The organism is Paralcaligenes sp. KSB-10 (assembly GCF_021266465.1).
GTDB lineage: Bacteria > Pseudomonadota > Gammaproteobacteria > Burkholderiales > Burkholderiaceae_B.
The window spans coordinates 3,067,809-3,094,077 of sequence record NZ_CP089848.1 but is presented as its reverse complement, the minus strand read 5'-3'; the positions used below and the strand labels follow the sequence as shown (position 1 = coordinate 3,094,077).

General features: G+C 59.1%; 26 protein-coding genes. 20 read left to right on the top strand and 6 right to left on the bottom strand.

Annotation, left to right across the window (positions count from 1 at the left end):
* Positions 1-25 precede the first annotated feature (25 nt).
* Positions 26-1,048 (bottom strand): tripartite tricarboxylate transporter substrate binding protein, encoded by a 1,023-nt coding sequence (locus LSG25_RS14235; protein WP_232741571.1) that lies wholly within the window; start codon positions 1,046-1,048, stop codon positions 26-28.
* A gap of 93 nt (positions 1,049-1,141) precedes the next feature.
* Between LSG25_RS14235 and LSG25_RS14230 the strand changes: the two genes are divergently transcribed.
* Positions 1,142-2,083: a LysR family transcriptional regulator gene (locus LSG25_RS14230; protein WP_232741570.1), complete on the top strand. Its 942-nt coding sequence runs from the start codon at positions 1,142-1,144 to the stop codon at positions 2,081-2,083.
* Between the two features lie 64 nt (positions 2,084-2,147).
* Here the strand turns inward: LSG25_RS14230 and LSG25_RS14225 are convergent, their stop codons facing one another.
* Positions 2,148-3,320, bottom strand: a complete 1,173-nt coding sequence (locus LSG25_RS14225; RefSeq protein WP_232741569.1) for an L-rhamnonate dehydratase — start codon at positions 3,318-3,320, stop codon at positions 2,148-2,150.
* A gap of 516 nt (positions 3,321-3,836) precedes the next feature.
* Between LSG25_RS14225 and LSG25_RS14220 the strand changes: the two genes are divergently transcribed.
* The 8 genes from LSG25_RS14220 to LSG25_RS14185 all read left to right on the top strand — a co-directional run bounded on the left by LSG25_RS14220 (position 3,837) and on the right by LSG25_RS14185 (position 12,731).
* Entirely contained in the window at positions 3,837-4,805 is a 969-nt protein-coding gene (locus tag LSG25_RS14220) for a tripartite tricarboxylate transporter substrate binding protein (RefSeq protein WP_232741568.1), read from the top strand.
* A 24-nt stretch (positions 4,806-4,829) separates the two neighbouring features.
* A complete protein-coding gene (locus LSG25_RS14215) occupies positions 4,830-6,278 on the top strand; it encodes a sulfatase-like hydrolase/transferase (protein WP_232741567.1) in 1,449 nt (482 codons plus the stop codon).
* A gap of 29 nt (positions 6,279-6,307) precedes the next feature.
* Positions 6,308-7,252 (top strand): LysR family transcriptional regulator, encoded by a 945-nt coding sequence (locus LSG25_RS14210; protein WP_232741566.1) that lies wholly within the window; start codon positions 6,308-6,310, stop codon positions 7,250-7,252.
* 34 nt (positions 7,253-7,286) lie between these two features.
* Positions 7,287-8,108, top strand: coding sequence for a cytochrome b561 domain-containing protein (locus LSG25_RS14205; RefSeq protein ID WP_232741565.1), 822 nt, complete (start codon positions 7,287-7,289; stop codon positions 8,106-8,108).
* 74 nt (positions 8,109-8,182) lie between these two features.
* Entirely contained in the window at positions 8,183-9,112 is a 930-nt protein-coding gene (locus tag LSG25_RS14200; RefSeq protein WP_232744703.1) for an SMP-30/gluconolactonase/LRE family protein, read from the top strand.
* Positions 9,109-10,041, top strand: coding sequence for a YncE family protein (locus LSG25_RS14195; protein WP_232741564.1), 933 nt, complete (start codon positions 9,109-9,111; stop codon positions 10,039-10,041). The genes LSG25_RS14200 and LSG25_RS14195 overlap by 4 nt, the downstream gene beginning before the upstream one ends.
* Positions 10,042-10,121: 80 nt before the next feature.
* Positions 10,122-11,156, top strand: coding sequence for a lipopolysaccharide heptosyltransferase I (gene waaC, locus LSG25_RS14190; RefSeq protein WP_232741563.1), 1,035 nt, complete (start codon positions 10,122-10,124; stop codon positions 11,154-11,156).
* A gap of 237 nt (positions 11,157-11,393) precedes the next feature.
* Positions 11,394-12,731, top strand: a complete 1,338-nt coding sequence (locus LSG25_RS14185; protein ID WP_232741562.1) for a 3-deoxy-D-manno-octulosonic acid transferase — start codon at positions 11,394-11,396, stop codon at positions 12,729-12,731.
* Between the two features lie 50 nt (positions 12,732-12,781).
* Here the strand turns inward: LSG25_RS14185 and galU are convergent, their stop codons facing one another.
* Positions 12,782-13,612, bottom strand: coding sequence for a UTP--glucose-1-phosphate uridylyltransferase GalU (gene galU / locus LSG25_RS14180; RefSeq protein ID WP_232741561.1), 831 nt, complete (start codon positions 13,610-13,612; stop codon positions 12,782-12,784).
* A gap of 233 nt (positions 13,613-13,845) precedes the next feature.
* Here galU and LSG25_RS14175 point away from each other — a divergent pair, with 233 nt between their 5' ends.
* The 3 genes from LSG25_RS14175 to LSG25_RS14165 are packed head-to-tail and all read left to right on the top strand — an operon-like array spanning position 13,846 to position 16,353.
* Complete coding sequence (locus LSG25_RS14175; protein ID WP_232741560.1) at positions 13,846-14,583, top strand: GntR family transcriptional regulator; 738 nt, start codon at positions 13,846-13,848, stop codon at positions 14,581-14,583.
* 52 nt (positions 14,584-14,635) lie between these two features.
* Entirely contained in the window at positions 14,636-15,589 is a 954-nt protein-coding gene (locus LSG25_RS14170) for a tripartite tricarboxylate transporter substrate binding protein (protein WP_232741559.1), read from the top strand.
* A gap of 11 nt (positions 15,590-15,600) precedes the next feature.
* Positions 15,601-16,353, top strand: a complete 753-nt coding sequence (locus LSG25_RS14165) for an aspartate/glutamate racemase family protein (RefSeq protein ID WP_232741558.1) — start codon at positions 15,601-15,603, stop codon at positions 16,351-16,353.
* Here LSG25_RS14165 and LSG25_RS14160 read toward each other — a convergent pair.
* The 3 genes from LSG25_RS14160 to LSG25_RS14150 all read right to left on the bottom strand — a co-directional run bounded on the left by LSG25_RS14160 (position 16,302) and on the right by LSG25_RS14150 (position 18,251).
* Positions 16,302-16,499: a hypothetical protein gene (locus LSG25_RS14160; RefSeq protein WP_232741557.1), complete on the bottom strand. Its 198-nt coding sequence runs from the start codon at positions 16,497-16,499 to the stop codon at positions 16,302-16,304. The genes LSG25_RS14165 and LSG25_RS14160 overlap by 52 nt on opposite strands.
* An 82-nt stretch (positions 16,500-16,581) precedes the next feature.
* Positions 16,582-17,388 carry a type III pantothenate kinase gene (locus LSG25_RS14155; RefSeq protein ID WP_232741556.1) on the bottom strand — a complete coding sequence of 269 codons (807 nt, stop codon included), beginning with the start codon at positions 17,386-17,388 and terminating at the stop codon, positions 16,582-16,584.
* Positions 17,385-18,251 carry a biotin--[acetyl-CoA-carboxylase] ligase gene (locus LSG25_RS14150; protein ID WP_232741555.1) on the bottom strand — a complete coding sequence of 289 codons (867 nt, stop codon included), beginning with the start codon at positions 18,249-18,251 and terminating at the stop codon, positions 17,385-17,387. The genes LSG25_RS14155 and LSG25_RS14150 overlap by 4 nt, the downstream gene beginning before the upstream one ends.
* Before the next feature lie 108 nt (positions 18,252-18,359).
* Here LSG25_RS14150 and LSG25_RS14145 point away from each other — a divergent pair, with 108 nt between their 5' ends.
* The 8 genes from LSG25_RS14145 to LSG25_RS14110 all read left to right on the top strand — a co-directional run bounded on the left by LSG25_RS14145 (position 18,360) and on the right by LSG25_RS14110 (position 26,265).
* On the top strand, positions 18,360-19,004 hold the full coding sequence (locus LSG25_RS14145; protein WP_232741554.1) for an alpha/beta hydrolase: 645 nt from the start codon (positions 18,360-18,362) through the stop codon (positions 19,002-19,004).
* Between the two features lie 155 nt (positions 19,005-19,159).
* Positions 19,160-20,440: a D-alanyl-D-alanine carboxypeptidase family protein gene (locus LSG25_RS14140; protein WP_232741553.1), complete on the top strand. Its 1,281-nt coding sequence runs from the start codon at positions 19,160-19,162 to the stop codon at positions 20,438-20,440.
* Between the two features lie 150 nt (positions 20,441-20,590).
* Positions 20,591-21,454 (top strand): D-amino acid aminotransferase, encoded by an 864-nt coding sequence (locus LSG25_RS14135; RefSeq protein ID WP_232741552.1) that lies wholly within the window; start codon positions 20,591-20,593, stop codon positions 21,452-21,454.
* A gap of 11 nt (positions 21,455-21,465) precedes the next feature.
* Positions 21,466-21,741, top strand: a complete 276-nt coding sequence (locus LSG25_RS14130) for a DUF493 family protein (RefSeq protein WP_232741551.1) — start codon at positions 21,466-21,468, stop codon at positions 21,739-21,741.
* 46 nt (positions 21,742-21,787) lie between these two features.
* Positions 21,788-22,444 carry a lipoyl(octanoyl) transferase LipB gene (gene lipB / locus LSG25_RS14125; RefSeq protein ID WP_232741550.1) on the top strand — a complete coding sequence of 219 codons (657 nt, stop codon included), beginning with the start codon at positions 21,788-21,790 and terminating at the stop codon, positions 22,442-22,444.
* Positions 22,445-22,955: 511 nt separating this feature from the next.
* Positions 22,956-23,744, top strand: a complete 789-nt coding sequence (locus tag LSG25_RS14120) for an enoyl-CoA hydratase (protein ID WP_232741549.1) — start codon at positions 22,956-22,958, stop codon at positions 23,742-23,744.
* 219 nt (positions 23,745-23,963) lie between these two features.
* Positions 23,964-24,962: a lipoyl synthase gene (gene lipA / locus LSG25_RS14115; RefSeq protein WP_232741548.1), complete on the top strand. Its 999-nt coding sequence runs from the start codon at positions 23,964-23,966 to the stop codon at positions 24,960-24,962.
* A gap of 274 nt (positions 24,963-25,236) precedes the next feature.
* Complete coding sequence (locus LSG25_RS14110) at positions 25,237-26,265, top strand: TRAP transporter substrate-binding protein (RefSeq protein WP_232741547.1); 1,029 nt, start codon at positions 25,237-25,239, stop codon at positions 26,263-26,265.
* The last annotated feature ends 4 nt before the right edge of the window (positions 26,266-26,269 follow it).

The window sequence follows — 26,269 nt, the reverse complement described above, 5'->3', positions numbered from 1 at the left end:
CGCGACGCAGCCGGTTTGCGGATATTTACTGCTTCAGCCAGCCCGCCTCTTTGAAAATCTCGCGGGCCCGTTTGTCGTCGGCTTGAATGTAGTCGTTGAATTGCTTGCCCGCCAGGAAGCTGGGCACCAATGCGCCGCGCTCGAGATACTCTTTGAATTCGGGCGTTTCCGTGACTTTTTTCAGCAGGTCGACATAGTACTGGCGTTGTGCGTCGGTGACGCCGCCCGGCATGAAGACGGTACGCGGGAAACGGAACTCATCGATGTGGATGCCCTGCGAAACACAGGTGGGCACATCGGACCAGGCCTGGGTATCGGTGATTTTCTTGGTATAGACCATGCGCTCTTTACTGAACACGCACCAGGGCTTGACCTGGTGGGCACGCCATTGCGAGATGCTCTCGCTGGGATTGTTGGTGTTGGAAGCGATGTGGCCGCCCGCCAGTTGTGTGGACGCTTCGCCGCCGCTCTTGAACGGAATGTACACAAACTTGGTGCCTTCGGTCTTGTTGATCAGCATGGTCAGCGTTTGGTCCACATCTTTCGATTGGCTGCCGCCCATGGGGTATTTGGCTGGCGTGGCCTTCACGGCATTGATGTAGTCCTTGACGGTTTTGAAGGGCGAGTTTTCAGGACCCCATAGAATGAAATCGTCCTGGGCCACCATGGCAACCGGTGTCAGGTCCGTCCATTGGTAGCCCAGCTTGGCCACCAGCGGCAACAGGTACGCATTGTTGGTGCCGACAATGATTTTGTAAGGATCGCCTTTGGCCATCTTGATGTCCAGGAAGCCTTCGGCGCCGTTGCCGCCCCCTTTGTTGACGACCACGGTGGAGACATCCATGAGCTTGTGGCGCGTAATGATGGATTGAATCAGGCGCGCCAATTGATCGGTGCCGCCGCCCGCTCCGGCCGCCACGATAACCTGGATATTCTTGGTGGGCTTCCAGGCGTCGGCGGCATAGCTGTGGGCCGAGACAAACAGGCTGGTCATCAGGCCGGCGCTTATCGCACCGCGGCGCAACTGTTTTTTCAGGGATGTCTGCATGGTGTCTCCTGTAATTTATGATTTAGTGCTACAAGTATGGCCAAACTTGTGATAGCTTAATAATAAATTAATAAGATATAGTGATAACCCCAAGTGATACCTAACGCCGCCATATTATTCAATCGCCTGCGCATGCGGCAGCTTAGTTTGCTGCTGGCGCTGCATGAACATCGTTCCTTGCGCAAGGCCGCCGAGCAAATCGGCCTGACCCAGCCCGCCGCCACGAAAATGCTGCACGAGATGGAAGACGTGATCGGGCTCAAGCTCTTCGATCGTCTCCGGCGTGGCGTACAGCCTACAGCCTACGGCGAGGTCATGACTCGCTATGCGCAGGTGGTGTTTTCCGACTTGGGCGGCGTACGCGACGAGCTGGTGGCCATCGAATCGGGAAATATCGGCAAGATCCGCATCGGCGCCATCATGGCCCCCGCCCCTCAACTGCTGTCCGACACGCTGATCATGCTCAAGCAGCGCCACCCGCGGCTGGCTCCCAGCATCCAGATCGATACCAGCGATGTGCTGATCACGGCGCTGTTGCAGGACCGGCTGGACGTGGCCATCGGCCGCGTGCCCGATAACTGGGACAGCCGCGAGCTTATGTTCGAGCCCATTGCCGAAGAGGCTTTGTCGATAGTGGCCGGCCCGTCCAATCCCGAGGTGCGCAACCGCAAAGTGACTTTGGCCGGCCTGCTGCAGTATCCGTGGGTTCTGCAGGCTCATCCCAGCCCTATGCGCAAGGTGCTGGAACTGGTGTTCATGGAGTCTGGCCTGGCCTTGCCGATCAATATTCTCGAGACCTCGTCCATGCTGCTGACCTCTTCCCTGCTCAGGCAGTCGGATATGCTGGCGGTCATGCCGACGCTGGTGGCCAAGCACTACGAAGAGCGCAAGACGCTGGGCATTGTGCCCTTGAAAATCAAAAGGCAAATACCTTCCTACGGAATCATCACCCGCAAAGGCCGCATTCTCAGTCCTGCCTCTCAAGTGTTCATCCTCGAGATCCGGGCCGCCATGGAGAGTACCCGGCTTGTATAGTTTTTTGTGTCTCGAACAATGACGGCGGGGCGGCCTCGGTAGAAACGAGGCCGCCCCGCGCGGCTTATTCGATGATATTGAATTGGTCCAGGTATTTATCGGACAGGGTCAGGCCCAGTCCGGGCAGGTTGTCGTCGAGATCCAGATAGCCGTTTTGCGGAGCGGGGTCTCCGTCGAAGATGTAGTAGAACAATTCGTTGCCTATTTCGACATCGTGCACGGGGAAGAATTCCGACATGGGCGAGGCCAGGGTCGACATGGTGAGATGATAATTGTGCATTTGCCCCGCATGCGGAATGACAGGAACGCCATAGACCTCGGCCAGGGCGTTGATCTTGTGGGCCGCAGTAATGCCGCCCACTCGATTGGTGTCGTACTGGATGACCGAAACGGCACGCTTGTCGAGCAGCTGGCGGAACCCATGGCTGGTAAATTCGTGTTCGCCCCCCGAGATCGGAATACTGGTCAGATGGTTGAGTTCGGCGTAGCCGTCGATATCGTCGGCGATCACGGGTTCCTCTAGCCAGCGGGGTTCGAAGCGTTCGAGTTTCGGCAAGATGCGCTTGGCATATTCCAGGTTCCAGCCCATATAGCATTCGAGCATCAGGTCTACGTCGTAGCCTATGACTTCGCGCACGGCTTCGACGCTTTCGATATTCTTGCGTGCGCCGGCGGGCCCGTCCTTGGGGCCGTAGCCGAAGCGCATCTTCATGGCGCTGAAGCCTTGGTCCAGGTAAGACTGGGCTTCACCTTGCATTTCACTCAGGTCTCTGCGATAGAGCTTGGAGGCGTAGCAAGGAATTTTTTCTTTGGTGCGCCCGCCCAGAAGCTTGAAGACCGGTCGGCCAGTGGCCTTGCCCATCAAGTCCCACAAGGCGATATCGATTGCCGAAATGGCGGCCATGGCTACGCCTTTGCGCCCCCAGGCTAGTGTGGAGCGGTACATGCGCTGCCATAGGTATTCATAGTCGAAGGGGTCCTGGCCGATGACGAGTGGACTGAGATACTGATCGATGATCTGCTTGGCGATGCGAGGCGCCAGCGCGACATTGCCTATGCCCACATGCCCGTCATCAGTTTCGATTTCCACTACGGTCCAGCCATGGAAGCGGAAGGTGCCCATTGAGTCGCCGCGATCCCACAGCAGGCTCATGGCGTTGGTGCAGAAATGAGGTTGGGGGGGGACTGTCTTTCCTTTCCATTCGAAAACGCGCGCTCGGATATTGACTACTTTCACTTGATTCTCCATTAGGGGCCGCTCGTGAATGTGTCGAGCAGTGTGTGGCGTGGGCGATTTACCCCGTGCGGCATGAATCGGAATGGCGTTGCGGGTCAATCAGGGCTACCAGTATGGCGAAACATGCGATAGCTTAATAATGAATTAGTGCGATATGGAGATAACCTCAAGTGATACCTGGCGAATCCTTCTTCTTCCATCGTTCGCAAGGGCGGTCGTGCGGCCGCTCCGTTTGATTTTCGCGACGAGACCAGAATATCCAGGGCAAAAAGGCGCAGTGGGATTGCTATCCTAAAAGTGGATATATGTATCGTGAAAACTTAATTTAGAAACCGATCTCCAGGTGATATTCTGTAAAAAAAGCCCATTGAATAAAGGGTTTTCAAAAATTTCAAGGTATGCAAAGTTGGCATGCATAGTGTTTTTCTGAGTAAGGCACGATGCGCGAAACGAGGAAACTGCAGGCCGACGGCAAAGCGCCCCATAAAACAGGACAGGAGATCAATGGTGAGTCATATGAGTGGAAAAGTGGTATTGAACGCGGTGTTTATCGGTTTGCTGGCGGCCGCCTCGACCGGGGCCGAGGCGGCGGGTGGGTTTCCGTCGCGGCCCATCACGATTGTCGTGGGATCCGAGGCGGGCAGCTCTCCCGATGTATTGGCTCGGATCGTGGCCACCGACATGGGCCAGGCGCTAAAACAGTCGATTATTGTCGAAAACAAGCCAGGCGCGACCGGAGCGATTGGTGCGGGCTACGTGGCATCCGCCCACCCTGACGGCTACACCTTGTTGATGGGCACCGTCTCCAATATTGCCCTGTCGCCTTTGTCCCGGACGGTTCGTTATCGATCGCAGGATTTCACGACTGTCGGCGCCGTTGCTTCAGTGCCTTTGGTGCTCGTTACCGGGCCGGGTACTCATGTGCGCAGCTTGAGCGACCTGAAGGCCTTGGCGGCCAAACAGCCTCAAGGCATGGTTTTTTCCTCGCCCGGCATCGGAGGTCCGCAGCATTTGGCCGGTATTTTGCTGCAGAAGGAATTGGGCTTGGACCTTCTGCATGTTCCTTACAAGAGCGGCGGGGCGGCGGTATTGGCGGTGGCCAGCGGTGAAACACAAATGACCTTCGCAGGCGTATCCGCGGCCATGCCCTTGATCCATTCCAAAAAAGTGGTTCCTGTGTTCATCACCTCCGAGACCCGGCTGAAATCCTTGCCGGAAGTTCCCACTTCCAAGGAGTTCGGGGCGCCTGGCCTTCTGGTGGATAACTGGCATGGCTTGTTTGCGCCCAAAGGCCTGCCCGATCCCTTGCGCAAGATCTTGACCGATGCCTTGCACAAAGCGTTGGAGAATCCTCAGGTTCAAGGGAAATTCGTTGGCTTGGGCGCTCATGTCGATCTGCGCAGCGCCGAGGAATACACCCGGTTCGTGCAAGAAGAAACCCAGCGTTGGGCGCGTGTGGTTCACGAAAACAATATTACATTTTGACTTTGACAGTCCAAGAGCAAAGCCGTGAAAACTCCTAATCTGATTATCATCATGAACGACGAGCACAACAAAAAAATGCTCGGGTTCAACGGCCATCCCATGGTCAAGACTCCTAATCTGGACAAGCTGGCCGCCAAGGGCACTGTCTTTCGCAATGCCTATACCAACTCGCCAATTTGCGTTCCGGCGCGAGCAGCGCTGGCCACGGGGCGGTATGTGCACCAGAACAAATGTTGGGACAACGCCATTGCCTACGACGGCCGTATGCGCAGCTGGGCGCGGCACTTGCGCGACACCGGCCACGAGGTGATTTCGATCGGCAAGCTGCATTATGCCAATGCGGACATCGATGCGGGCTTTAGCGAGCAAATCATTCCCATGCATATCGAGGCCGGCGTGGGCGATTTGTATGGCCTGATACGCAATCCGCCGCCTGTGCGGCACCAGTCGAAAGACCTGGCGCAATGCATAGGCCCGGGCGCAAGCACATACATCGACTATGACCGCGATATTACCGCTCGAACTGTGCAGTGGCTGGCGAAGCACGGCGCCACGCAGCGCGACAAGCCCTGGGTGCTGTTTTCCTCGTTCATTGCCCCGCATTCGCCGTTGATTGCCCCTCCGGAGTATTACGCGCTTTACAACCCCAGCGATATCCCTCTGCCTAAAAAGACAGCTGGCGGCTTGCATCCCTGGGTTCAACAATGGGACGATTGCTATCGTTTCGATTCGTATTTCGAGAACGATCAGCAAAGAAGGGTTGCCATTGCATCGTATTACGGCCTTTGCTCGTTCATGGACAATAACGTGGGTTCGATATTGCGGGCGCTCGAAATCAACGGACTGGCAGACGATACCGTTGTGCTGTTCCTGTCCGATCATGGCGACAACATGGGGGCTCGCGGTTTATGGGGTAAATCCACCATGTACGAGGAGTCTGTGTCTGTGCCGTTGATCATGTCGGGCCCCAGGGTGGCGCAGCAGGCCGTGGTCGACACTCCGGTATCGCTGGTCGACTGTTATCCAACGATACTGGATGCGGTTGGGCAGGATTTGGAAGGCGCCGAGCTGCCCGGCCGGTCCTTGTTCGAGATCGCGGCCAAGCCGTACGACGGCCAGCGCGCGGTATTCAGTGAATACCATGCGGCGGGATCGGTCAGTGCGGCGTATATGCTGCGCAAGGGCGACAAAAAATATATTTGCTATACCGGGTATCGCCCTGAACTATTCGATCTGAAGCACGACCCCGAAGAGTTCCAGGATCTGGCTTTAGGCGGACGGCATGAATCGGAATTGACGGCATTCGCGGAGACACTGGCGGGTATTTGCGATCCTGGGCAAACCGACGCTCAGGCCAAGGTCGACCAGGGGCGGCTGATTGCGCAGCACGGCGGCGCGGACGCCATCGTCAGGCGCGGCGGGAGCAGCTATACGCCCATTCCCGGCGAACCGGTCAGGCTCATCGGACATTAGCCGCCATTTTTTAGATAACGGTCCATATCTTGAAAACCTTGTATTTTGACGCCCTTAGAATCAAGCACCTGCGGCTACTGGCGGTGCTGCGCGACACCGGTACGATTCAAGGGGCGGCTGCCCATCTGGATATCTCCCAGCCGGCGGCCAGCCGCATGATCCGGGAAATGGAAGAGGCTGTCGGCTGTCCTTTGTTCACGCGTGAGCACCGGGGCGTCACCCCAACGGCGGCCGGCATTCACCTGATGGACAAGGTGGGCATCGTGCTGGAAGAGCTTGGCTACAGCGAATTCGAACCCCGCGGCCCTCATCCCCAAGCCAAGCAGTTGCTGCGGATTGGCGCGATCTCGCAAGTCGTGACGCAGATTTTGCCCAAGGCCTTGTCCCGGATGTGCGATCGGGAGCCCAGCCTTTCGGTATCCTTGCTGGACGCCACCAGCCGGCAATTGTTGCATCTGCTCAAAGAAGGCGAGATCGATTGCGCGATTGGCGGCTTCATACTTGGCGATGAGATGAGGCGGGAAGTCTACGCCCAGGAACTGTGGGAAAAGGATGATCGCCTCTGTGTCATTGCGCATCGGGACAACCCGCACTTCCAAACGCGTTCCAGGGCCGGAAAGAAAATTTCCCTGGCTGACAGCCGGTCGTTGCAATGGGTTTTGCCTACGCAAGGCACCTTGTTGCGGAATGTATTCGACGCTCAATTCGTGAGCCGGGGGCTGATTCCTATCGAACCGCGAATCGAATCGCCGTCGCCCGCTGTGATTCACGCCTTTATAAATGCCCATGTGCAGCTTTGCTCGATAAGCCGGGAGTCGGTCATCCCGCTGTTGCCGGCAGATACCCCCATCGTGAAAATAGCCTTGCTGGAAGGTTTGGAATTACCCAGGCTGCAAATTCTGATACGCCGCAATACGGAAAAAATCCAATCGCTGAAACGGTTCTTGTCGGATCTTAAATCGGAGATCGCGTGAACTCGAACAGATCGAGGCTGCGTGATACAACGCTATGAATGCTGGGCTTTGGATGGACTGCTGGAACTGGCTGTGGGCCCCGGTATCGGGGGCCACGGAACATCACCTGGCCGGTTGGGCTGCCTGGCATGGGCGGCTGATGGTGCTGAGTTGGGGGTTCCTCATACCCATCGGCGGATTGATTGCCCGTTATCTGAAAGTATTGCCCAATCAGGACTGGCCCAGGAAACTGGATAACAAGTGGTGGTGGCATGCGCATCTGGTGCTGCAGACGGCCGGCTTGTTCGCCGCCTGTCTGGCCGTCGCGCTGGCGTGGGGCAATATGGGTTCCGGCCGTGTGCTGGCGGATGTGCATGCCTGGTTCGGCTGGTCGCTGCTGGCCGTGGCGGCAGCACAGGCGCTGTCGGGCGTGTTGCGTGGATCCAAGGGAGGGCCTGCCGATGGCTCCATTCCCTTCGGGCGGAGGATGGAGCTGGGCGATCATTACTTGATGACCCGGCGCAGGCTTGTATTTGAGCGCTTGCATAAATTCCTGGGATGGCTGCTGATTGCCGGCGCCGTGGTTGTCATTGTGCTGGGTCTGTTTGTGGCGGATGCGCCGCGTTGGATGTTCATTGCCTTGCTCCTATGGTGGAGCGTGTACGGCGCGACGCTGGTGTATTGGCAATATCAAGGGCGGTGCATCGATACCTATCAGGCCATTTGGGGGCCGGATCCGAGTTTGCCGGGCAATCGGCGAGCGCCAGTCGGCCCAGGTGTACGGCGGTTTTCGAAGTGCGAATGGGCGGCGCAAATGCGTCACCGGCCTTTATGGGGGTTCAGCGGTGCAAAGCTCAAAGGCCGGAAACATGTATGAAGACAATTTCAGGTGTCGTGTGTGGATCGGGCGGTATATCCGTTCCTGGATGTGGGGGCGAACAGGTGGAAGAGATGAGTGCTGCAATAATTTTCGATGACGCCGCGCGTGGGGTGTTCCGGCCGGATTCTCGTCTGAAGCAGGTGGCGACAGGTGCGGCCTGGAGCGAAGGGCCGGTCTGGATCCATGAGGCCCGTTCGTTGTTGTGGAGTGATATCCCCAACAACCGGATACTGTGCTGGCGCGAAGGCGAGGACGAGGGGTTTTCAGTCTGGCGTGAGGGGGTGGATTTCACCAATGGCCATTATCGCGATCTGGACGGCAGCATTCTGCATTGTTCGCACGGTCGGCGCGCCATTATCAGGACGCGGATGATAGACGGTCTGGCCAGGACGGAAGATGAGGTCGTGGTTGACAGGTATCAGGGGCGACGCTTGAATTCACCCAACGATATTGTGGTCAAGAGCGACGGCACGATCTGGTTCAGCGACCCTCCCTATGGCATCTTGTCAGATCGGGAGGGCCACAAGGCTCCTTCCGAACTACGTCACAACTATGTGTTCCGCTTCGATCCCCGGACTTCGGCGCTGGATATTGCGACCGATTACCTCGATGAGCCCAATGGCTTGGCGTTTTCTCCCGACGAGAGCGTCCTGTATGTATCGGATACCTCGGCGGCACTGCGTCCCGAGGGCCAGGGGCGCCATCACATCATATCGTTCAAGGTGGGAGCGGGCGGCACCTTGTCCGATCCGAAGACATTTGCGGAAGTAAATCCCGGTCTACCTGATGGTTTCAGGCTTGATGAGCGAGGTTGGATATACACCAGCAGTGCGTCGGGAGTGCAAATTTATCATTCCGACGGCAGACGCCTGGCGGAAATTCCGGTGCCTGAAAAGGTTGGGAACCTGACGTTTGGCGGCCTGGGGGGCGATTCACTTTTTATCTGTGCCACGACCTCGCTGTACAGAATTCACCTCAATGCCAAAGGATTGCAAAAATGACAGGCCGCGAAACACTGCTATTGGTCGAAAAATGCAGCCATTGCATAAGTTGGTACGACATACACACGGGTGAGCGCTTTCGCTCGCTGGAGCTTGGCCTTTACCCCCATGAGTTCGTGACCGACAGTCACAACAAGGTGGCCTGGATAGGGCATTATGGCGTGGAAACTTCCGGGCATACCGGCGAGGGCGGGCATGTCTTGTTTCAGGTGGATATCGCCAGTGGGGCGTTGATGCGCACGATAGATCTATCCCCCTACAACCGCCTGCATGGCATGCAAATGGATGAGCAAGACCGTCTTTATGTCTTAAGCGAAGACAAGGCGGTTTTGCTGGTGCTGGACGAGCCTTTGTCCGACGTGGGCCCCAAGCGCGCCACCTCGTCGGCAGGGATCAAAAGCCATTTGTTCGCTTTGGCGCGCGATGGCCGCACCGCTTATTGCATGAACCTGCTGTCGCATACCGTTGCCAAGGTGTTTCCCTGGGATCCTTTGGCGTCTGCGGTGTTGTGCGCCCCAGGTCAAAAGCCCGAGGGATATTGCCTGAGCGAGGATGAAGGCACACTGTACGTAACGAACCGATGGAGCGGGACGCTTGCCGCTATCGACACGCGAACCATGCGGGTCAAGTACACGGCGGCATCGCGCGAAGATCCAACGCGCATCAATCTGTTTCGGGATGGGCGTTTGTTCATCTCCAACTACGGCGATCGGAGCCTCTCGATCGTGGGGCAGTCGGATCTGCGCGAAATCGGCTATGTCAGGCTGGAAGCTCGCGCGATTGCTGTTTCCTTCCATCCCACCCGGCCCATTGCCTTCATTTCCCAGGATGATGATAGGGTGGCTGTGCTGGATACGGACAGCTTGTCGTTCTTGAGCTTCATTTCCACCCAGCGCGAACCGGATGTATCCAAGGTTGTGTTCATTTAATGCTGAATTAGCCCTCCAAATCGGGTATCTGGATGCATGGGGTCAGTTCACAAGACCCGCCCCTACTTTATAATCGCGCCATGACGAAAAAGATTCTCATTGTGCGCACGTCCTCGCTGGGCGATCTGGTACACATGCTGCCGGCCATATCCGATATTGCCCGGCATGTGCCGCATGCGCAGATCGACTGGATCGTCGAAGAGAATTTTGCCGAGATTCCCGCCTGGCATCCGGCGGTCAATGAGGTCATCACGGTGGCGCACCGCCGCTGGCGCAAGCACTGGTGGGCCGCCGATACACGCGCCGAGCGCGCCGCGCTGCGCCAAAACCTGCAATCGCGCCAGTACGACGTGGTGCTGGACATGCAGGCCCTGATGAAATCGGTGTGGCTGGTGCGCCAGACCCACGGGGTGCGGCATGGCCTCGACCGGCAATCTGCACGCGAACCACTGGCTTCCTTTTTTTACAACGTCAAGCATACGGTCAACTTCTGGCAGCCGGCCGTCACCCGGCAGCGCGAACTGGCCGCCGCCGCCTTCGGCTATACCTATAGCGGCGAACCCGATTTTGGCCTGGGTGCGATTACCGATGGGGCCGAGATCCAGCCCTATGCAGTGATCATGCCGTCGGCCAGCCGCGACGACAAGCTTTGGCCGGTAGCCGACTGGCACAAAGTGTTTGAGCGTTTGCAGGAGCATGGCCTGGCGCTTAAATTGCTGGCTGGCAATCCGGCCGAGATTGCCAGGGCGCAAGCGCTGGTGGCGGGCAGGAATCAAGGCGAAGTGCTGCCGCGCATGGATCTCAACCAGATTGCGCACGTGCTGGCCTGCGCGCGCGTGATGGTGGGGCTTGACAGCGGCCTGACGCATTTGTCGGCGGGCCTGGGCAGGCCCACCATAGGCATTTATAAAGCCTCCACACCGGTGCGTACCCCGCTTGAAGGGCCCGCGTACACAGCCAGCCTGGGCGAGCGCGGCAATGCGCCATCGGCCGAAACGGTGCTCAGCGCTGTCGAGCAGGCCCTGGCTTCTCGCGATCGGGCTAATCCTGCGACCGGCCAGGAGCAGAGTTTTTCTTTCAATGCCGCCGCCGAAGGGGCGGATACACCCGACTAAGGCTCGCGTCGCGGCAATCTGCTGTTTGCTCGCTTGGCCGCCGAAAGGGTCGATACCCTGGCCTGAACAGGACTTGCGGTCTGCCATAGTGGTCAATATGACACGAAAATAGGGTTTTTGTCGTCTTTTGTGTATCAACTGCGTTTAAAATGGGGATATGCATCGGTGGCGGGCGACTACAAGGGCCGCCCCCCGCAGATCGACAGTCTTGTTTTATAACCTTGCGGTAAAGCCTCATTGAATCGTTTTTTTTACACTGTTTGCATCCGTCTTTTGTCCCCGGGCCTGCTCGGGTGGATGGCATTGCGTGCGCGGCGCGCCGGCGGCGATTGGGGTGTCTGGTCGGGTAGCCGCTTTGGCCATTATGCCCAAGCCGGCAAACTTGAAGAACCTGTCTGGGTGCATGCGGTCAGCCTGGGTGAAACCCGTGCTGCCCAGCCGTTTGTGCAAACCTTGCTGGACCAGGGCAACTGCGTATTGCTGACGCACATGACGGTGACCGGACGCGCTGAAGGAGCACGGGTATTCGAACAGGCCATAGCCCAGGGCCGCCTGCAGCAAGAGTGGCTGCCTTATGATTTTCCGGGATGCACCCAGCGGTTTATTGCACATTACCGGCCCAGCGTAGGCGTGTTGATCGAACGCGAGGTCTGGCCCAATGTGATTGCCGCCGCGCGCAAGGCCCGCGTACCCATGATGCTGGTCAGCTCGCGGTTTTCCGACCATTCCCTGCGCCAGAGCCTGCGGGCCGGGCGTGTCATGCGCGAAGCCTACGACAGCTTGCAGGCGGTGTATGCCCAGACACTGAACGATGCGCAACGCCTGGAGCAGGCTGGGGCGTCGGCGGTGCGGGTATCGGGCAATTTCAAGTTCGACATCTGTTTGCCGGCCGACAAAGTGGCGCGCGGCAAGGCGTTCAGCGCCGCCCTGCAGCGCAAGGCCATTGCCATTGCCAGCACACGCGAAGGCGAAGACGAGCAGTTCGTCAATGCCATCGTCAAGCAAGACAGGCGGGCCACGGCGCAAGGCAAAAGCCTGGCCGAGCGCGTTATGTTTTACCTGATCCCGCGCCACCCGCGGCGCTTCGACCGTGCGGCCGCCTTGCTGCAAGAGGCCGGCATACCGTTTGTGCGGCGCTCGCAGTTGGTCGATATGGGCGAGGCGGGTGCTTCGGCCTTGCGTGCCGGCGGCGAGCCGCTGGTTCTGCTGGGCGATAGCCTGGGCGAAATGGCGGTGTATTACGCCGGCAGCCATGTCGCCATTGTGGCGGGCAGCTTTGAACCCCTGGGAGGGCAGAACCTGATCGAGGCGTGCGCCGCCGGCGTGCCGGTGCTGGTGGGGCCGCATACCCGGAATTTCGAGCAGGCCGTCGTCGATGCCATCGATGAGGGCGCGGCGCTAAGGGTTCAGTCGCCCGATGCGGCGCTGCAAAAGGCATTGCAGATGCTGGATCACCCCCAATGCCTGGCGAAGATGGGCGAGGCGGGCGCGCACTGGGTGCAGAAGCACACAGGTGCCGTCGCCCGCGTTGTCGCGGGACTGAACGAGCTCCGATCCGAAAAGATTCACCGATAAGCAATTAAGCAATTCGCGGGAGTGGGCCTCGTGCCTACCCCAGGGGCACCCTACAGGCCGTGGTACTTGCGTCCGAGTTCGAGCGTGGCCTGGAAGAAGCCGGCCTTGCTGCCGCAATCGTAGCGCAGGCCTTCGTATTCGAAGCCGTAAACGTCGCGTGTTTTAAGCAGGCTGGCAATGCCGTCGGTAAGCTGGATTTCACCGCCGACTCCGGCCTGGGTTTGCCGCAGGTGCTCGAATATTTCCGGCTCCAGCACATAACGGCCGACCACCGCCAGGGTGGACGGCGCCGCATCGGGCGCCGGCTTTTCGACAATGCCGGTCAGGCGCGTGGTTTTATCGCTGACGCGGGAGCCCGAAATAATTCCGTATTTATTGGTTTGGTCTTGCGCTATGTTCTGTATGGCCAGCACGCTGCCGTTCTGCTGGTGCGCGGCTTCAATCAGTTGATGCGTGACCGAGGTTTTCGCGTCGATCAGGTCGTCGGCCAGCAGCACGGCAAAAGGCTCGTTTCCGACTATGGGCGCCGCGCACAGCACGGCATGGCCCAGGCCCAGGGGGTCGGATTGCCGTGTGTAGATGCAATTGATGTGTGCAGGGATGATATTGCGCACGATATCGAGCAGTTCGGATTTATGTTTTGCCTCGAGCTCGGCTTCCAATTCGGGGACGCGATCGAAATGATCTTCAATGGCGCGTTTATTGCGCCCGGTGATGAAGATCAGGTCGGTGATGCCCGCGGCAATGGCTTCCTCTACCGCGTATTGAATCAGCGGTTTGTCCACAATGGGGAGCATTTCCTTGGGCATGGCCTTGGTGGCCGGCAGAAAGCGCGTGCCCAGTCCCGCGACAGGAAAAACAGCTTTACGAATTGGTTTCATATTGTTGGCTTTGATGCTTGGCAAAGAACCCATTTTAGTGCCAGATGCATTTCGGGACGCAGTTCACGGATCGATCATGCCGCGATGGGCAAATCATGCCTGGACAATGGGGGGGATTTTTTGCTTTCGGGAAAGCTTTGATATATCACATCGCTATTATTAGAATGAGCCAACGGCGATTGTGGGTACTGCATCAATGGTTTGCGCCGGACTATTAATCATCAGGGCCGCTTATGTCCATTTCCGCCGCAGATCGGGTGCTTTACGAGATCGAGACACGCATCGTGTCGGGCCAGTTGCCGCCCGGGGTGCAGCTCGATGAAGACAAGCTGAGCCAAATCTTCTCGGTTTCGCGCACGCCCGTTCGGGAGGCCCTGCTGCAATTGGCCGCCCTGGGATTTGTGCGGATGGTTCCGCGTTCGGGCATCTATGTGGTGCAGCTATCGGCCAATGAGCTGGCCGACATCTTCGAGGCGCTGGCGCACGCTGAAGGCTTGTGCGCCCGTTTAGTGGTGCAGCGCATTGACGATGTGCAGTTGAAAGCCCTGCGTGCGCTGCACAAGGAAGGCAAGCGCGCGGTTACGCAAAAAAATCAGGCCGATTATTCCAATTACAACAAGGCTTTTCACGAGTATTTTTATGCCAGCTGCGGCAATGCCTATTTGATCAGTCAGATCCTGCACGCCCGCAAACGCACAGGCCCCTATCGCATGCGGCATTTCGACTTTACCGAGCGCATGGCCAATTCCTGGTTCGAGCACGACCGCCTGTTGCTGGCCGTCATCGATAGAAACGAGCAAGCTGCGCAGCAGCTGGCCTGTGAACATATTCTGATTGGCGGCAAGGACTTTTGCGACCTGGCCATGGCTTCCCCTGAATACCTGCAGTTCGATCCCGATACCAGTCCCGCATGGAATCGCGGCCTGGTGGACATGCCGCGCCTGTTTGCGCCGCCTTCGACCCTGCATTGATTCCAGACTCATTTATAAATAAATGGCCTGTTATTTGGCCTTGGAGACAAAAATGCTGAAAAGGATTGTATTGGCGGCCATGCTGAGCCTGGGTGTGGTTTCGCTGGCGGCGGCCGAGACTGCGCCGTTGAGGATAGTGGTGGGATTCGCTCCGGGCGGCGGCGTGGATACTCTGGCCAGAATCACGGCGCGCCAGATCGAGAAGACGCTGAAGCGTCCGGTGGTGGTGGAAAACAAATCCGGCGCCGGCGGCACGATTGCCGCCGACTATGTGGCCAAATCGGCTCCCGACGGCAACACCTTGCTGCTGGGCGACTCATCGCTGCTGGTTGCGCCGCATATCTATCCCAAGGTCGGCTACAACATTCAAAAGAGCTTTGAGCCGGTGGGCGTGGTGGGGCAGGCGGATCTGGTCATTGTTGTTCCGGCCGCCAGCCCGGCCAAATCGCTGTCCGGTTTTCTGGACATGGCCAGAAAGGAGCCGGGCAAATACTCCTTCGCATCGGTAGGCGTGGGTTCAATACACCATTTGGCCGGCGAGCTGCTGGGCATCAAGGCCGGGGTAAAACTCCTGCACGTACCCTATCGCGGCGGCAGCCCGGCCAACCAGGCGGCGGCGGCCGGCGAGGTATCGATGGCGATTGCCAGCGTGGCTTCGGCCATGGCTTTGGAAAAAGCCGGCAAAATCCGTATTCTGGCGGGCTTGTCGGCCAAGCGGTTCCCGGCCTTGCCCAATGTGCCCGCAGTCGATGAAACGCTGCCCGGCTACCAGGCTACGCCCTCCTTGTTTTTGCTGGCCCCCGCAGGCACGCCGGCCAGTGCGCTGGCTCCTGTGACGGCCGCCCTGAAACAGGCGCTGGGCGAGAAGTCGGTGCAAGACTCGTTTATCGTGCAGGGCGCGGTAACCGATTTCCACGATCCGGCCTGGCAAGCCGACTGGATGCGGCGAGAAGAAGCCCGCTGGGTCGGCGTGATCAAACAGGCTGATTTGAAGTTTAATCACTAGCCTGGAATTCCATGATGAGCTTTTCTTTCCCCGACGCCCAGAAGCCCATAGGCCTGATTGTCCCCCCGGCCGCGGGCGAGGTGCCCCCGGACGCCCGGATTATGTACCCTGGACTCAGGTTTATCGCCAAGGGCCTGTCCCTGGGTACCGTGGACAAGCAGGGTTATGACCAGGTCATTGATCACGTCATTGAAAAAGCCAGAGCCTTGGCGGACGAGGGGGTATCGGCGATTTCCCTGATGGGGACATCGCTTAGCTTTTATCGAGGCGCCGATCTCAACCAGCGCTTGAAAGACCAGATGGAGCAGGCAACAGGCTTGCCCTGCACGACCATGAGCTATGCCATATTGCGGGGCATGCGTGCTTTGGGTTTGAAGACCGTGGCCGTTGCCACCGCATATGTGGATGACGTGAACCAGCGCCTGGCCGCCTTTCTGGGCGTAGAAGGCATTGCCGTCGCCAGTACGAAGGGCCTGGGCATCAACGGGGTTCGCGAGGTCGGGCAGGTATCCACCGATACGCTGGTCAGTCTGTGCCTGGAAGCCTGGGATGACGCCAAGGGCAACGCCGATGGCATTGTGCTGTCGTGCGGAGGGCTGATTGTGCAGGACGCCTTGAAACAGGTAGAGCGGCAACTGGATGTGCCGGTGGTGGCCAGTTCACCCGCCGGATTCTGGGATGTCGTGGGCACGGCCGGCCTGGATAGCCGGACTCAGGGTTGCGGACGGTTGGCGGCGTCGGCCTGGTTGCCTTCGCTTGGCTGACCCAAAGTGACGATGGCCGGATTCTGCTGCAAGGTCAGCATATGCGGGTCGCGCCCGACCTCGTTGGGCGGTGTGCCGAAAAAGCCTTGCCCATAGGCCAGAACGATAACGTTGGCAATCAGAATCAGAAGAAATAAAAAGCGCATGGCCTGGAAAACCAAAAAACCGATACAAGTGGCCCGAGTGTAAAGCCAGGCCGGACTTTTTGCATCTTGGCGCCCGCCGCGGTCATTGCCGGCTCGCCAGGCGGGCCAGGCCGTCGAGTACCGGGGTGGCCAGCCATTCTATGGGCGCAAGGGGCAGGCCAAGGCGGTTTTGCATGGCGGCCAGCAGGCGCAGGGTTTCTTCCCTGACCACGGGCCAGCCTCCGCCGGCGCTGAAGAGCAGGGGGGCGTTCCCGTAGCGGTCCAGCCCGATCAGCCATTGCCGCAACACGGCGCCTGCCTGGGCGGCGGCGATGCCGGTTGCGATGGCCTGGTGGGTGTGGGCCGGGTAGGCGGCCGTATCGCCGTCCGCCTCGGGCAGATTGGCGGTGCCCTGCGCGAGCGAGGTGCGCATCAGGGCGGGGCCGGGAAAGATCAGCCCGCCCTGGAAAGCCAGGTCGGGGCTGAGCGTGTCGATGGTCGTGGCGGTGCCGAAACTGGCCAGCATCAGGGGGGCGGGGCTGGTAGAGCTTGCGCGTGGGCCTTCCGCATGCTGGGCCAGGGCCAGCATGGATACCCATCGGTCGGGACCGAGCTGGCCGGGTTGATGGTAGGTGTTGCGTATTCCCAGTGCTTCGCTCTGGCTGGCGACCCAACTGACGGGGCAGGCATGCGGCGCGAGCCGTGATTCGATGGCCGCGGCGGTTGCCGCGCCGGCCACGTTGACCCCCAGGGCCGCGGTGGGGCGCATGGGAAGTTGTTGCAGCCATTGCGACAGCTGATCCAGCCCGGCATGGTGCAGGGCCAGTGCGACGGTTTCGCGCCGGCCGCTGCCGGGTTCGATCCAGCCGAACTTGACGCGCGTGTTGCCGGCGTCGATCAGGAGCATCATGTTTGCGCCCGCACCGAGATTTCGCCCACCGAGATGGGCTTGTCGCCATCTGCAGTGCGCACCAGCAACTGGCCGAAGGTATTGATGCCGCAGGCGATGCCTGCGTGGATAATGCGCCCGTCGTCCAGTACGTTGACATGCTGGCCGGCCAGGGCGTCGACCTGGGCGTAGCGCGCCGGCAGGGCGTCGAACCCCTCTCGTATGGCGGCGTTGAAACTGGCGTACCAGGCGTGGGCGATTGCGGCAACCATGGTCGATGCCGAGGCTGCGGCCGCCTGCGCGTCCTGGGCCGTGACTTCCGACCAGTCGGCGACCTGCCGGTTCAGGGATTGGCTGAGCGCCCGGGCGTCTTCAAGATTGATGCCGATGCCGACAATGGCAACATGGTGATCGGCCGCCAGCTTCGAGGTACTGGCCCGGGTGATTTCGACCAGAATGCCCGCCAGCTTGGCAAATTGCCAATGCACGTCGTTGGGCCATTTCATGACAAGGCGGGTTTGGTGCGCAGGTTCGATCAGGCTGCGCAAGGCCTCGCAGGCGGCCACGCCGGCCAGCGGCGAAAGCGTGGGCAGTTGCTTGGGCGGCAGGAATACATCGAACGCGCAGGAAAACATCAGGTTGGCGCCGGCGCGGTTCTGCCAGGTTCGGCCGGCCCGGCCGCGGCCGCCTTCTTGCAGGTGCGCGCCCAGCAGCCAGGGCCGGGCCAGGTGATGGCCCCCGCGGCGCGCCTTGGCAAGCAGGTCGGCGTTGGTCGAGGAGGTGCTGTCCACCCACTGCACTTGTTTGAAATTGGGCAAGGCCGCCCGCAGACTGGCGGCCATCTGTTCCGGCGTGGGCAGGAGGGGAATCGACGCTGATGACATCGTGTATGGGGCCGTGTAATCGTCATTGGGCCAAAGTGGCCTGTTACTGGACTAATAAGTCTACCTGATGTTGTTATGATTCGAGTTCTTGTCGGGATTTTTAGCCTTATGTCTGTGAACGTCAAAAATACGGTATTCAAGGGTTTGGCCGGGGCCATCGACTGCGCCCTCGATTGGCCCGATGGGCCTGCGCGCGGCTGGGCGCTGGTCTTGCATCCGCACCCTTTGCATGGCGGGGCGCGCGACAACAAGATCGTGACCACGATTGCACGCGCCTGTGTGCAGCACGGCCTGGTGGCCGTACGCCCCAATTTCCGTGGTGTTGGCGCTTCGGCTGGTGAATTCGACCGGGCCGTGGGTGAAACCGCCGACATGCATGAGCTTGTCGGGCAGTTCGAACTGGCCTACCCCGAGCTGGCCGCCGGCAAGTGGGTGCTGGCGGGCTTTTCCTTCGGCACCTCGGTGGCGGCCCAGTTGTATTCCGGCGTGGCCGAGCAGGCGGGGAAAACGCCCGATGCGCTCATGCTGATAGGCTCGGCGGTCGAGCGTTTCAAGTTTCGCGAGGTACGCATACCCGATGATACGTTCTTGATTCATGGCGAAGTCGATGAAGTCGTGCCTTTGTCGGAAGCCATGGATTTTGCACGCGTGCGCGGTTTGCCTGTCGTGGTGGTGCCCGACGCCACGCATTTTTTTCATGGCCGGCTGATTACACTGAAGCAATTGCTGCAGCAACGCCTGGCGATACTGTAACGTTTTTCAAACTTCCGTAGCAAGTATTTTCAGTTTCCACGCTCAAATGGCCATTCTGGCGGTATTGTCCCGCGCAGGCTCTGCCTATAATGGGCGTTTCGCTTATCCGGCTTCCTTGACCGGCTTTCTTGACGGAATCGTTATACGGTATGTCGATGACACATTCAGCTTTTATTTTCTCCCTGCGCCGCTCGCGTTATCTTGTCGCCGGGCTTGCACTGTCACTTGCTCCCCTCTTGTCCCTGGCCCAAAAGGCGCCCGCCGCCACACCCGCACCGGCGGCTTCGACCGCCGCGGGCAAAGCCCCGGTTGCGGCGCCTGCGGCCTCGACTGGCGCCGCGGGCGTGTTGACCCCGGTGGGCGACTTGTCGTCCGTTCCGCCTCCCGCCATTACGGCTAAAGCGTGGCTCACGCTCGATGCAACCAGCGGCCAGATCATCGCTTCGTCAAATCCCGACGAAAAGATCGAACCGGCCTCGCTGACCAAGCTGATGTCGGCCTACGTGGTGTTCGATGCCATCGACAACAAGCGCCTGACACTTAACCAAACGGTCAATATTTCCACGAAAGCCTGGAAAACCGAAGGTTCGCGCATGTTCGTCAAGCCCAATACGCAAGTATCGGTCGACGATCTGCTGCAGGGCCTGGTTGTGCAGTCGGGCAACGATGCCACGGTGGCCCTGGCCGAAGCCGTGGCCGGCAGCGAGTCGGCCTTTACCGCCCTGATGAACCAGGAAGCCGCCAAAATGGGCATGACCGATACCCATTTTGCCAATTCAACCGGCTTGCCCGACCCCACCCACCTGACCACGGTGCGCGATCTGGGCATCCTGGCCAAGAACCTGGTGCGCAATCATCCGCAATATTTGCACTACTACAGCCAGAAAGAATTCACCTATAACAAAATCAAGCAGATGAATCGCAATCGTCTGTTATGGACCGACCCGACGGTCGATGGCCTGAAAACCGGCCACACCCAGTCGGCCGGCTATTGCCTGGTGGCAACGGCTGTGCGCAATGGTCGCCGCGTGGTGTCGGTCGTGGTGGGCGCCACCAGCGATTCGGCACGCACGGAAAACAGCCTCAAGCTATTGAACTGGACCTATCAGAATTTCGATACCATCAAATTGTTCGATACCGAGCATCCCGCCGTGAAAGCCCGGGTATGGGAAGGCCAGGCCGAAACCGTGGGCCTGGGCGAAATGCAGCCGCTCTGGATTACCGTTCCGCGCGGCAAGGGCCCCGAGGTCAAGCCGGTAGCCCAGTACACGCAGCCCCTGATCGCGCCGCTTAAAAAAGGCACCAAGGTCGGAACCGTTTCCCTGTCTCTCGATGGCAAGGTGTTGCGCCAGGACTCCCTGCTGGTTCTCAACGATGTGCCCGAGGCAAGTTTCTTCGGCCGGATTTACGATAAAATACGCTTGATGTTTCAATAAAAATCAGGTCAACACTTAGCGCAATTCAGGCACGTTTTCAGGCAATCCCGGGCTGCGCGCGACTCATCAAGGGCGAATCTTCGGGTTTGCCCTTTATTGTTTGTATTGCCCGTTGTTTCAATTTCATTTTTTTTACGCGAGGCGTGAGCAATGATTCCAGATGTCGATAACGAAAGTATTGTTTATTTGAACGGCGAGTATGTGCGCCTGGGAGACGCCAAGATTTCGGTGCTCGACCGCGGCTTTATTTTCGGCGATGGCATCTACGAAGTCGTGCCGGCCTACAAGGGCAAGCCTTTTCGCATGAACGGGCATCTGGCGCGCCTGGAACGCAGCCTGAAGTCTATCGGCATCGAGCTGGACTGGTCGCGCAGCGACTGGGAAAAACTGGTGCACGACATGCTGAAGCGCTCAGCGCTTGATGACAGCATGGTGTACATACAGATCACGCGCGGCGTGGCCAAGCGCGATCATGCTTTCCCTAAAAATGCGACGCCTACTGTCTTCTGTATGGTATCGCCGTTCAAGCGCCCCAGCGCGGAATTGCGCGACCAGGGGCTTACCGCCGTTGGCGTGCCCGATGTGCGCTGGCTGCATTGCGAGATCAAGTCGGTGTCTTTGCTGGGCAATGTGCTGGCCAAGCAGCAGGCGGTCGAGGCCGGGGTCGACGAAGTGCTGCAGTTTCGCGACGGCAATTTATCCGAGGGCGCTTCGTGCAATATCTGGATGGTGAAAAACGGTGTCCTGGCCGCGCCGGTGCGCAACAACCTGATTCTTGAAGGCATACGCTACGGTTTTCTCGAAGAGCTGGCCAAGGACGCGGGGGTTCCCTTCGAGTCGCGCCAGGTTTCGCAGCAGGAAGTCGAGCAGGCCGATGAGCTGATGATGTCTTCGGCCACCAAAGAGGTCCTGCCTATCGTTACGTACAACGGCAAGCCGGTGGGCAGTGGCAAGCCGGGTGCCGTCTATGCGAAATTGCGGGCGGGGTACGACAAGGCCATCGCTGCGCTATAAGGTCTCTCAAGATGCATACTATTCCTCCTGAAGAGTCCCTGATCGAATACCCAAGCGCCTTCCCCATCAAGGTCATGGGCAAGGCGCATCCGGATTTCGCCCAGGCTTTGACCGATGTGGTGTTGCAGTTCGATCCTGAATTCGATCCGGCCACGATAGAAATGCGGCCCAGTTCGGGCGGCAAGTACATAGGCCTGACTTTCACCGTGCATGCCACTTCGCGCGAGCAGCTGGACAATCTGTATCGTGCCTTGCATGCGCACCATATGGTATCGATTGTTTTATAGGCCAGGCGCGCGGCGCGTCCGGCGGCCGTGATTTGATGGTTGGGCGATGACACTACATAAATGGTGGCCGAGGCCGGCCGAGTATCTTGAGGTCTGGCAGGCCATGCAGGCCTTCACCGAGGCGCGCGATGCACAGTCGGCCGATGAGATCTGGCTGGTGGAGCATTCTCCGGTCTATACCCTGGGCCAGGCGGGCAAGCCTGAGCATATTCTGGACAGCGGGTCGATTCCCATAGTTCAGTCGAATCGCGGCGGGCAGGTTACGTATCACGGGCCGGGGCAGGTTGTGGCGTATTGTCTGGTGGATCTGCGGCGCATGGGTATTTATGTCAAAGAGTACGTGGAGATGCTCGAGGATGTGGTGCTGGGGGTGCTGGGGGAACTGGGCGTGGCCGGGGCCTGCCGCAAGTCTGGAGCGCCGGGGGTGTATGTGCCTATGGCGGACGAGGCGGGCGAGCTTGCCAAGATTGCCGCGCTGGGCATCAAGGTTCGCAAGGGTTGTGCTTATCATGGCATAGCGCTTAATGTGGCTATGGATTTGTCGCCTTTCCTGGGGATCAATCCGTGTGGGTATGAGGGTTTGCGGACTGTGGATTTAAGTGCTTGCGGGGTTGATGTGTCACTTGGACGGGTTGGCGATCTGCTGGCTGGGCGCTTAAGCGACTCTTTCGAGGCTTATTGCAAGACGTCTCACTCTGTTTAGCCCACCATTTTTGTTCTTGAGGCGCGGGGGTGGCGGCCCAGGCGGGGTGGTGCTCGCATCGTCCGGTCCTGGCTGCGCCAGGACTACCCACGGCCGGCGCCTGGATCGGGCGGTCGCGGAACTCGCGTCGTCCACAGCCCCCCGGGCTGTGGACACCCTTGACGCTCAAACAACCGCTCCCTTGCATCCCGATCCAGGCGCCGGCCGCGGCGGACTCAAGCTCGCTCACCCCGCCTGGGCCGCCACCCCCGCTTGCGTTGAGGGCTTTTGGGCGATTGCTGGGGGCTTTTGCATGTTTGTGGGCCGGCGCGGCTATGGGGGATCGTGCGGAGGCTTTGCTCGCTGTGGTTCCTTGATGTCGGGGGGCGCTATATATGTGCGGATGCGGATGTGGATGTGGATTTGGGGCGGTTTCTCGTGATGGCGGTGTGGATATTTTGCGTGAAGGCACGAGGTCGGGCTATGCTTCATGGGCCAGCGGGCAAATATTATTTTCTGCCGGGAGACCGATATGTCGATATCAGGACAATCTTTATTGCTGGCCGATCGGGTCGATGGGGTGGTGACGCTGACGCTGAATCGGCCGGATCAATATAACGCTTTGTCCGAAGAGCTGTTGGGTGAATTGCAGCGCAATCTGGATGCGATCGCGGGCGACAATGAGCTGCGCTGTGTGGTCCTGGCGGCGGCGGGCAGGGCGTTTTGCGCCGGCCATGATTTGAAGCAGATGCGCTCCCGGCCCGATCAGGCATATTACGAGGAGTTGTTTGCGCGCTGCGGGCGTGTGATGCAAAGCCTGGTGGCGCTGCCGGTGCCGGTTATCGCCAAGGTGCAGGGCACGGCTACCGCGGCGGGTTGTCAGTTGGTCGCCAGTTGCGATCTGGCGGTGGCGGCCGATACGGCCAAGTTTGCTGTGTCGGGTATTAATGTCGGGCTGTTTTGTTCGACGCCGGCGGTGGCTTTGTCGCGCAATGTGCCTATCAAGAAGGCCTTCGAAATGTTGGTGACGGGCCGTTTCATAAGCAGTTCCGAAGCCGTTGACAATGGCCTGATCAACAAGGCGGTGGCGCCCGAACAGCTTGATGTGACCGTGGCCGCGCTGGTGCAGACCATTTGTTCGAAAAGTCCGGTGGCGGTGCGCACCGGCAAAGCCATGTACCGTCGGCAGCATGGCATGAGCCTGGGGGATGCCTACGATTATGCGGGCAAGATCATGGCGCAGAATATGATGGCCGATGATGCCGGCGAAGGTATCGATGCCTTCATGCAGAAGCGCCCGCCCGTGTGGAAGGGGTGTTGAACTCTGTTGCAGGGGTGCTCCTTGTAGGCCCCGTGCCTGCTGTATAGGTATTGCCGGCGGGCGCCAGGCTCGCCTCTTGATGCCGTTCCTTGATTTCCAGGACAACGATTGGGCGCAGCGGCACAGCCGCCCCTGGTCAACGATTAGGTGGAGTGGGGCGGGCGCGTTAAAATGGGCCCTCTTTAAACGCCAAGCCTGTGTTTTGCCACAGGAATTCGCATGACTACACCCGTCGATCAGTCCCCCGCCCGTGAAGCCGTTGCCAGCCCGGCGGCCTACGATCCCACCCAAAAGCAGAAGTCTCAGGCTAAAACGTCGCGCATTCCCATCAAGATTGTGCCGGCCGAGCGTCTGAAAAAGCCCGAGTGGATTCGTGTCAAGGCGGCTGCTCCGGGCTCGCGTTTCTACGATATCAAGCGCATTTTGCGCGAGCACAATCTGCATACCGTGTGCGAAGAGGCCTCGTGCCCCAATATTGGCGAATGTTTCGGCAAGGGTACGGCTACCTTCATGATCATGGGCGATAAATGCACCCGCCGCTGTCCGTTCTGTGATGTCGGCCACGGCCGCCCCGATCCGCTCGATGTCAACGAACCCGAAAACCTGGCACGCACCATTGCCGCGCTCAAGCTTTCGTATGTGGTGATTACCTCGGTCGATCGCGACGATTTGCGCGATGGCGGTGCCGGTCATTTTGTCGAATGCATACGCAAAGTGCGCGAGCTTTCGCCCAATACCCGCATAGAAGTCCTGGTGCCCGATTTTCGTGGCCGCCTCGACCGCGCGCTCGAGATCCTGAACGCCGGCCCGCCCGATGTGATGAATCACAACCTGGAAACCGTGCCGCGCCTGTACAAGCAGGCGCGCCCAGGCTCCGACTACCATCATTCCCTGAAGCTGCTGTCCGACTTCAAGAAGCTTCATGCCGATGTGCCCACCAAGTCGGGCCTGATGCTGGGGCTGGGCGAAACCGATGAGGAAATCCTGCAGGTCATGCGCGATTTGCGCGAGCATAATGTCGACATGCTGACCATAGGCCAGTATTTGCAGCCTTCCGAACATCACCTGCCGGTGTTGCGCTACGTGCATCCCGACACCTTCGCCATGTTCGAACGCGAAGCCTATGCCATGGGCTTCAGCCATGCGGCCGTGGGCGCCATGGTGCGTTCTTCGTATCATGCCGACGAGCAGGCCCATGCCGCGGGCGTGGGCGTTTAGTGTGCTGTTTGGCTAAGCAAACAGCACACTAGGCTGTCGCCCTGTTCGAAGTAAATCTGAACGTTGAAATAAGGCGCCTCTAATTGGGCGCCTTATTTTCATTGATCCTGCGGCTTCCATAATTCCTGCCCTCTCAAAAAGAAAAATCCGGCGAGCCGTGTGGACGGCTTCCGGGAAAACCCCAATTTTTGAGATAACTGTATCGATTTAGTATATCGATACAGTGATTTTAGAAAGCGGCTTTTCCGTGCTTAAAAAAAACCAGGAGACACACATGACTACCATTTCCCGTCGACGTTTTCTTCAAACGGCTTCGGCCGCTTCATTGGCTGCGACCATAGGCATTCCCTCTTTGGCGCGTGCGCAGGCGCCGGTCAGGCTGCGCGTTTCTTCATCGATGCCGGCGGATCAGAATGCGTCGCTTCATGTGTGGTATCAGCACCTGGCGGACAATCTGAAGGCGGGGGTGGGTGAGGGCATCAAGCTCGACTACTTTCCCAATAACCAGCTCGGCAAGGAAAGCGATGTGGTGCAGCAAGTCAAGATCGGCTCCACCGACATGATGGTGTCCGGTGCTTCGATCTGGGCCACGGTGGCGCCCGAGCTGGGCATGCTGGACCTGGGCTATCTTTTCAACAGTTTCGACCATGTCCACGAAGTATTGAATGGCCAGGTCGGGGCAAAGCTGAGCGAGGTTCTGCAGCGGCGTTCGGGCTGCACGATCCTGGCCTGGGCGCCGCAGTTTGGCAGCCGCAATGTCTTTACCAAGCATCCGGTGCGGTCGCTGGCTGAAATAAAGGGTGTCAAGCTGCGGGTGCTGCCCACGCCCGCGTTCATCGAGACCTTCAAGGCAATGGGGGCTGTGCCGACACCGCTTCCGTTCGGCGAAATGTACATGGCCGTGCAGACCGGCGTTGTCGACGGCATGGAGCACGATGCGGCCACCGTGATCACCAGCAAGCTGAATGAGGTCGTGAAATCGTGCTGGCAGACGCAGCATGTGTTCAGTCCGCTGGTTGCGGTGATGGGCAAGCGGTCGCTTGCCAAGATTCCCGAAGCCCTGCGGCCGGCTTTCATGAAAGCCGTGCACGATGCCACAGAGCAGCAGCGTCCGATCGCTGCGCAGAAGTCCGAGCAGGCAAACCAGCAGCTCAAGCAGCAGGGCATGACGTTCTTCCCTATGGTGCAGGCCGAACATGACGCGGTGCACCGCAAATTGCAGGACACGGCATACACCAGCTTTGCCAAGAAGTATCCCGTCACGGCGCCGCTCTTTGCCGCTGTTGCGTCCGCCAAGGGATAACTCA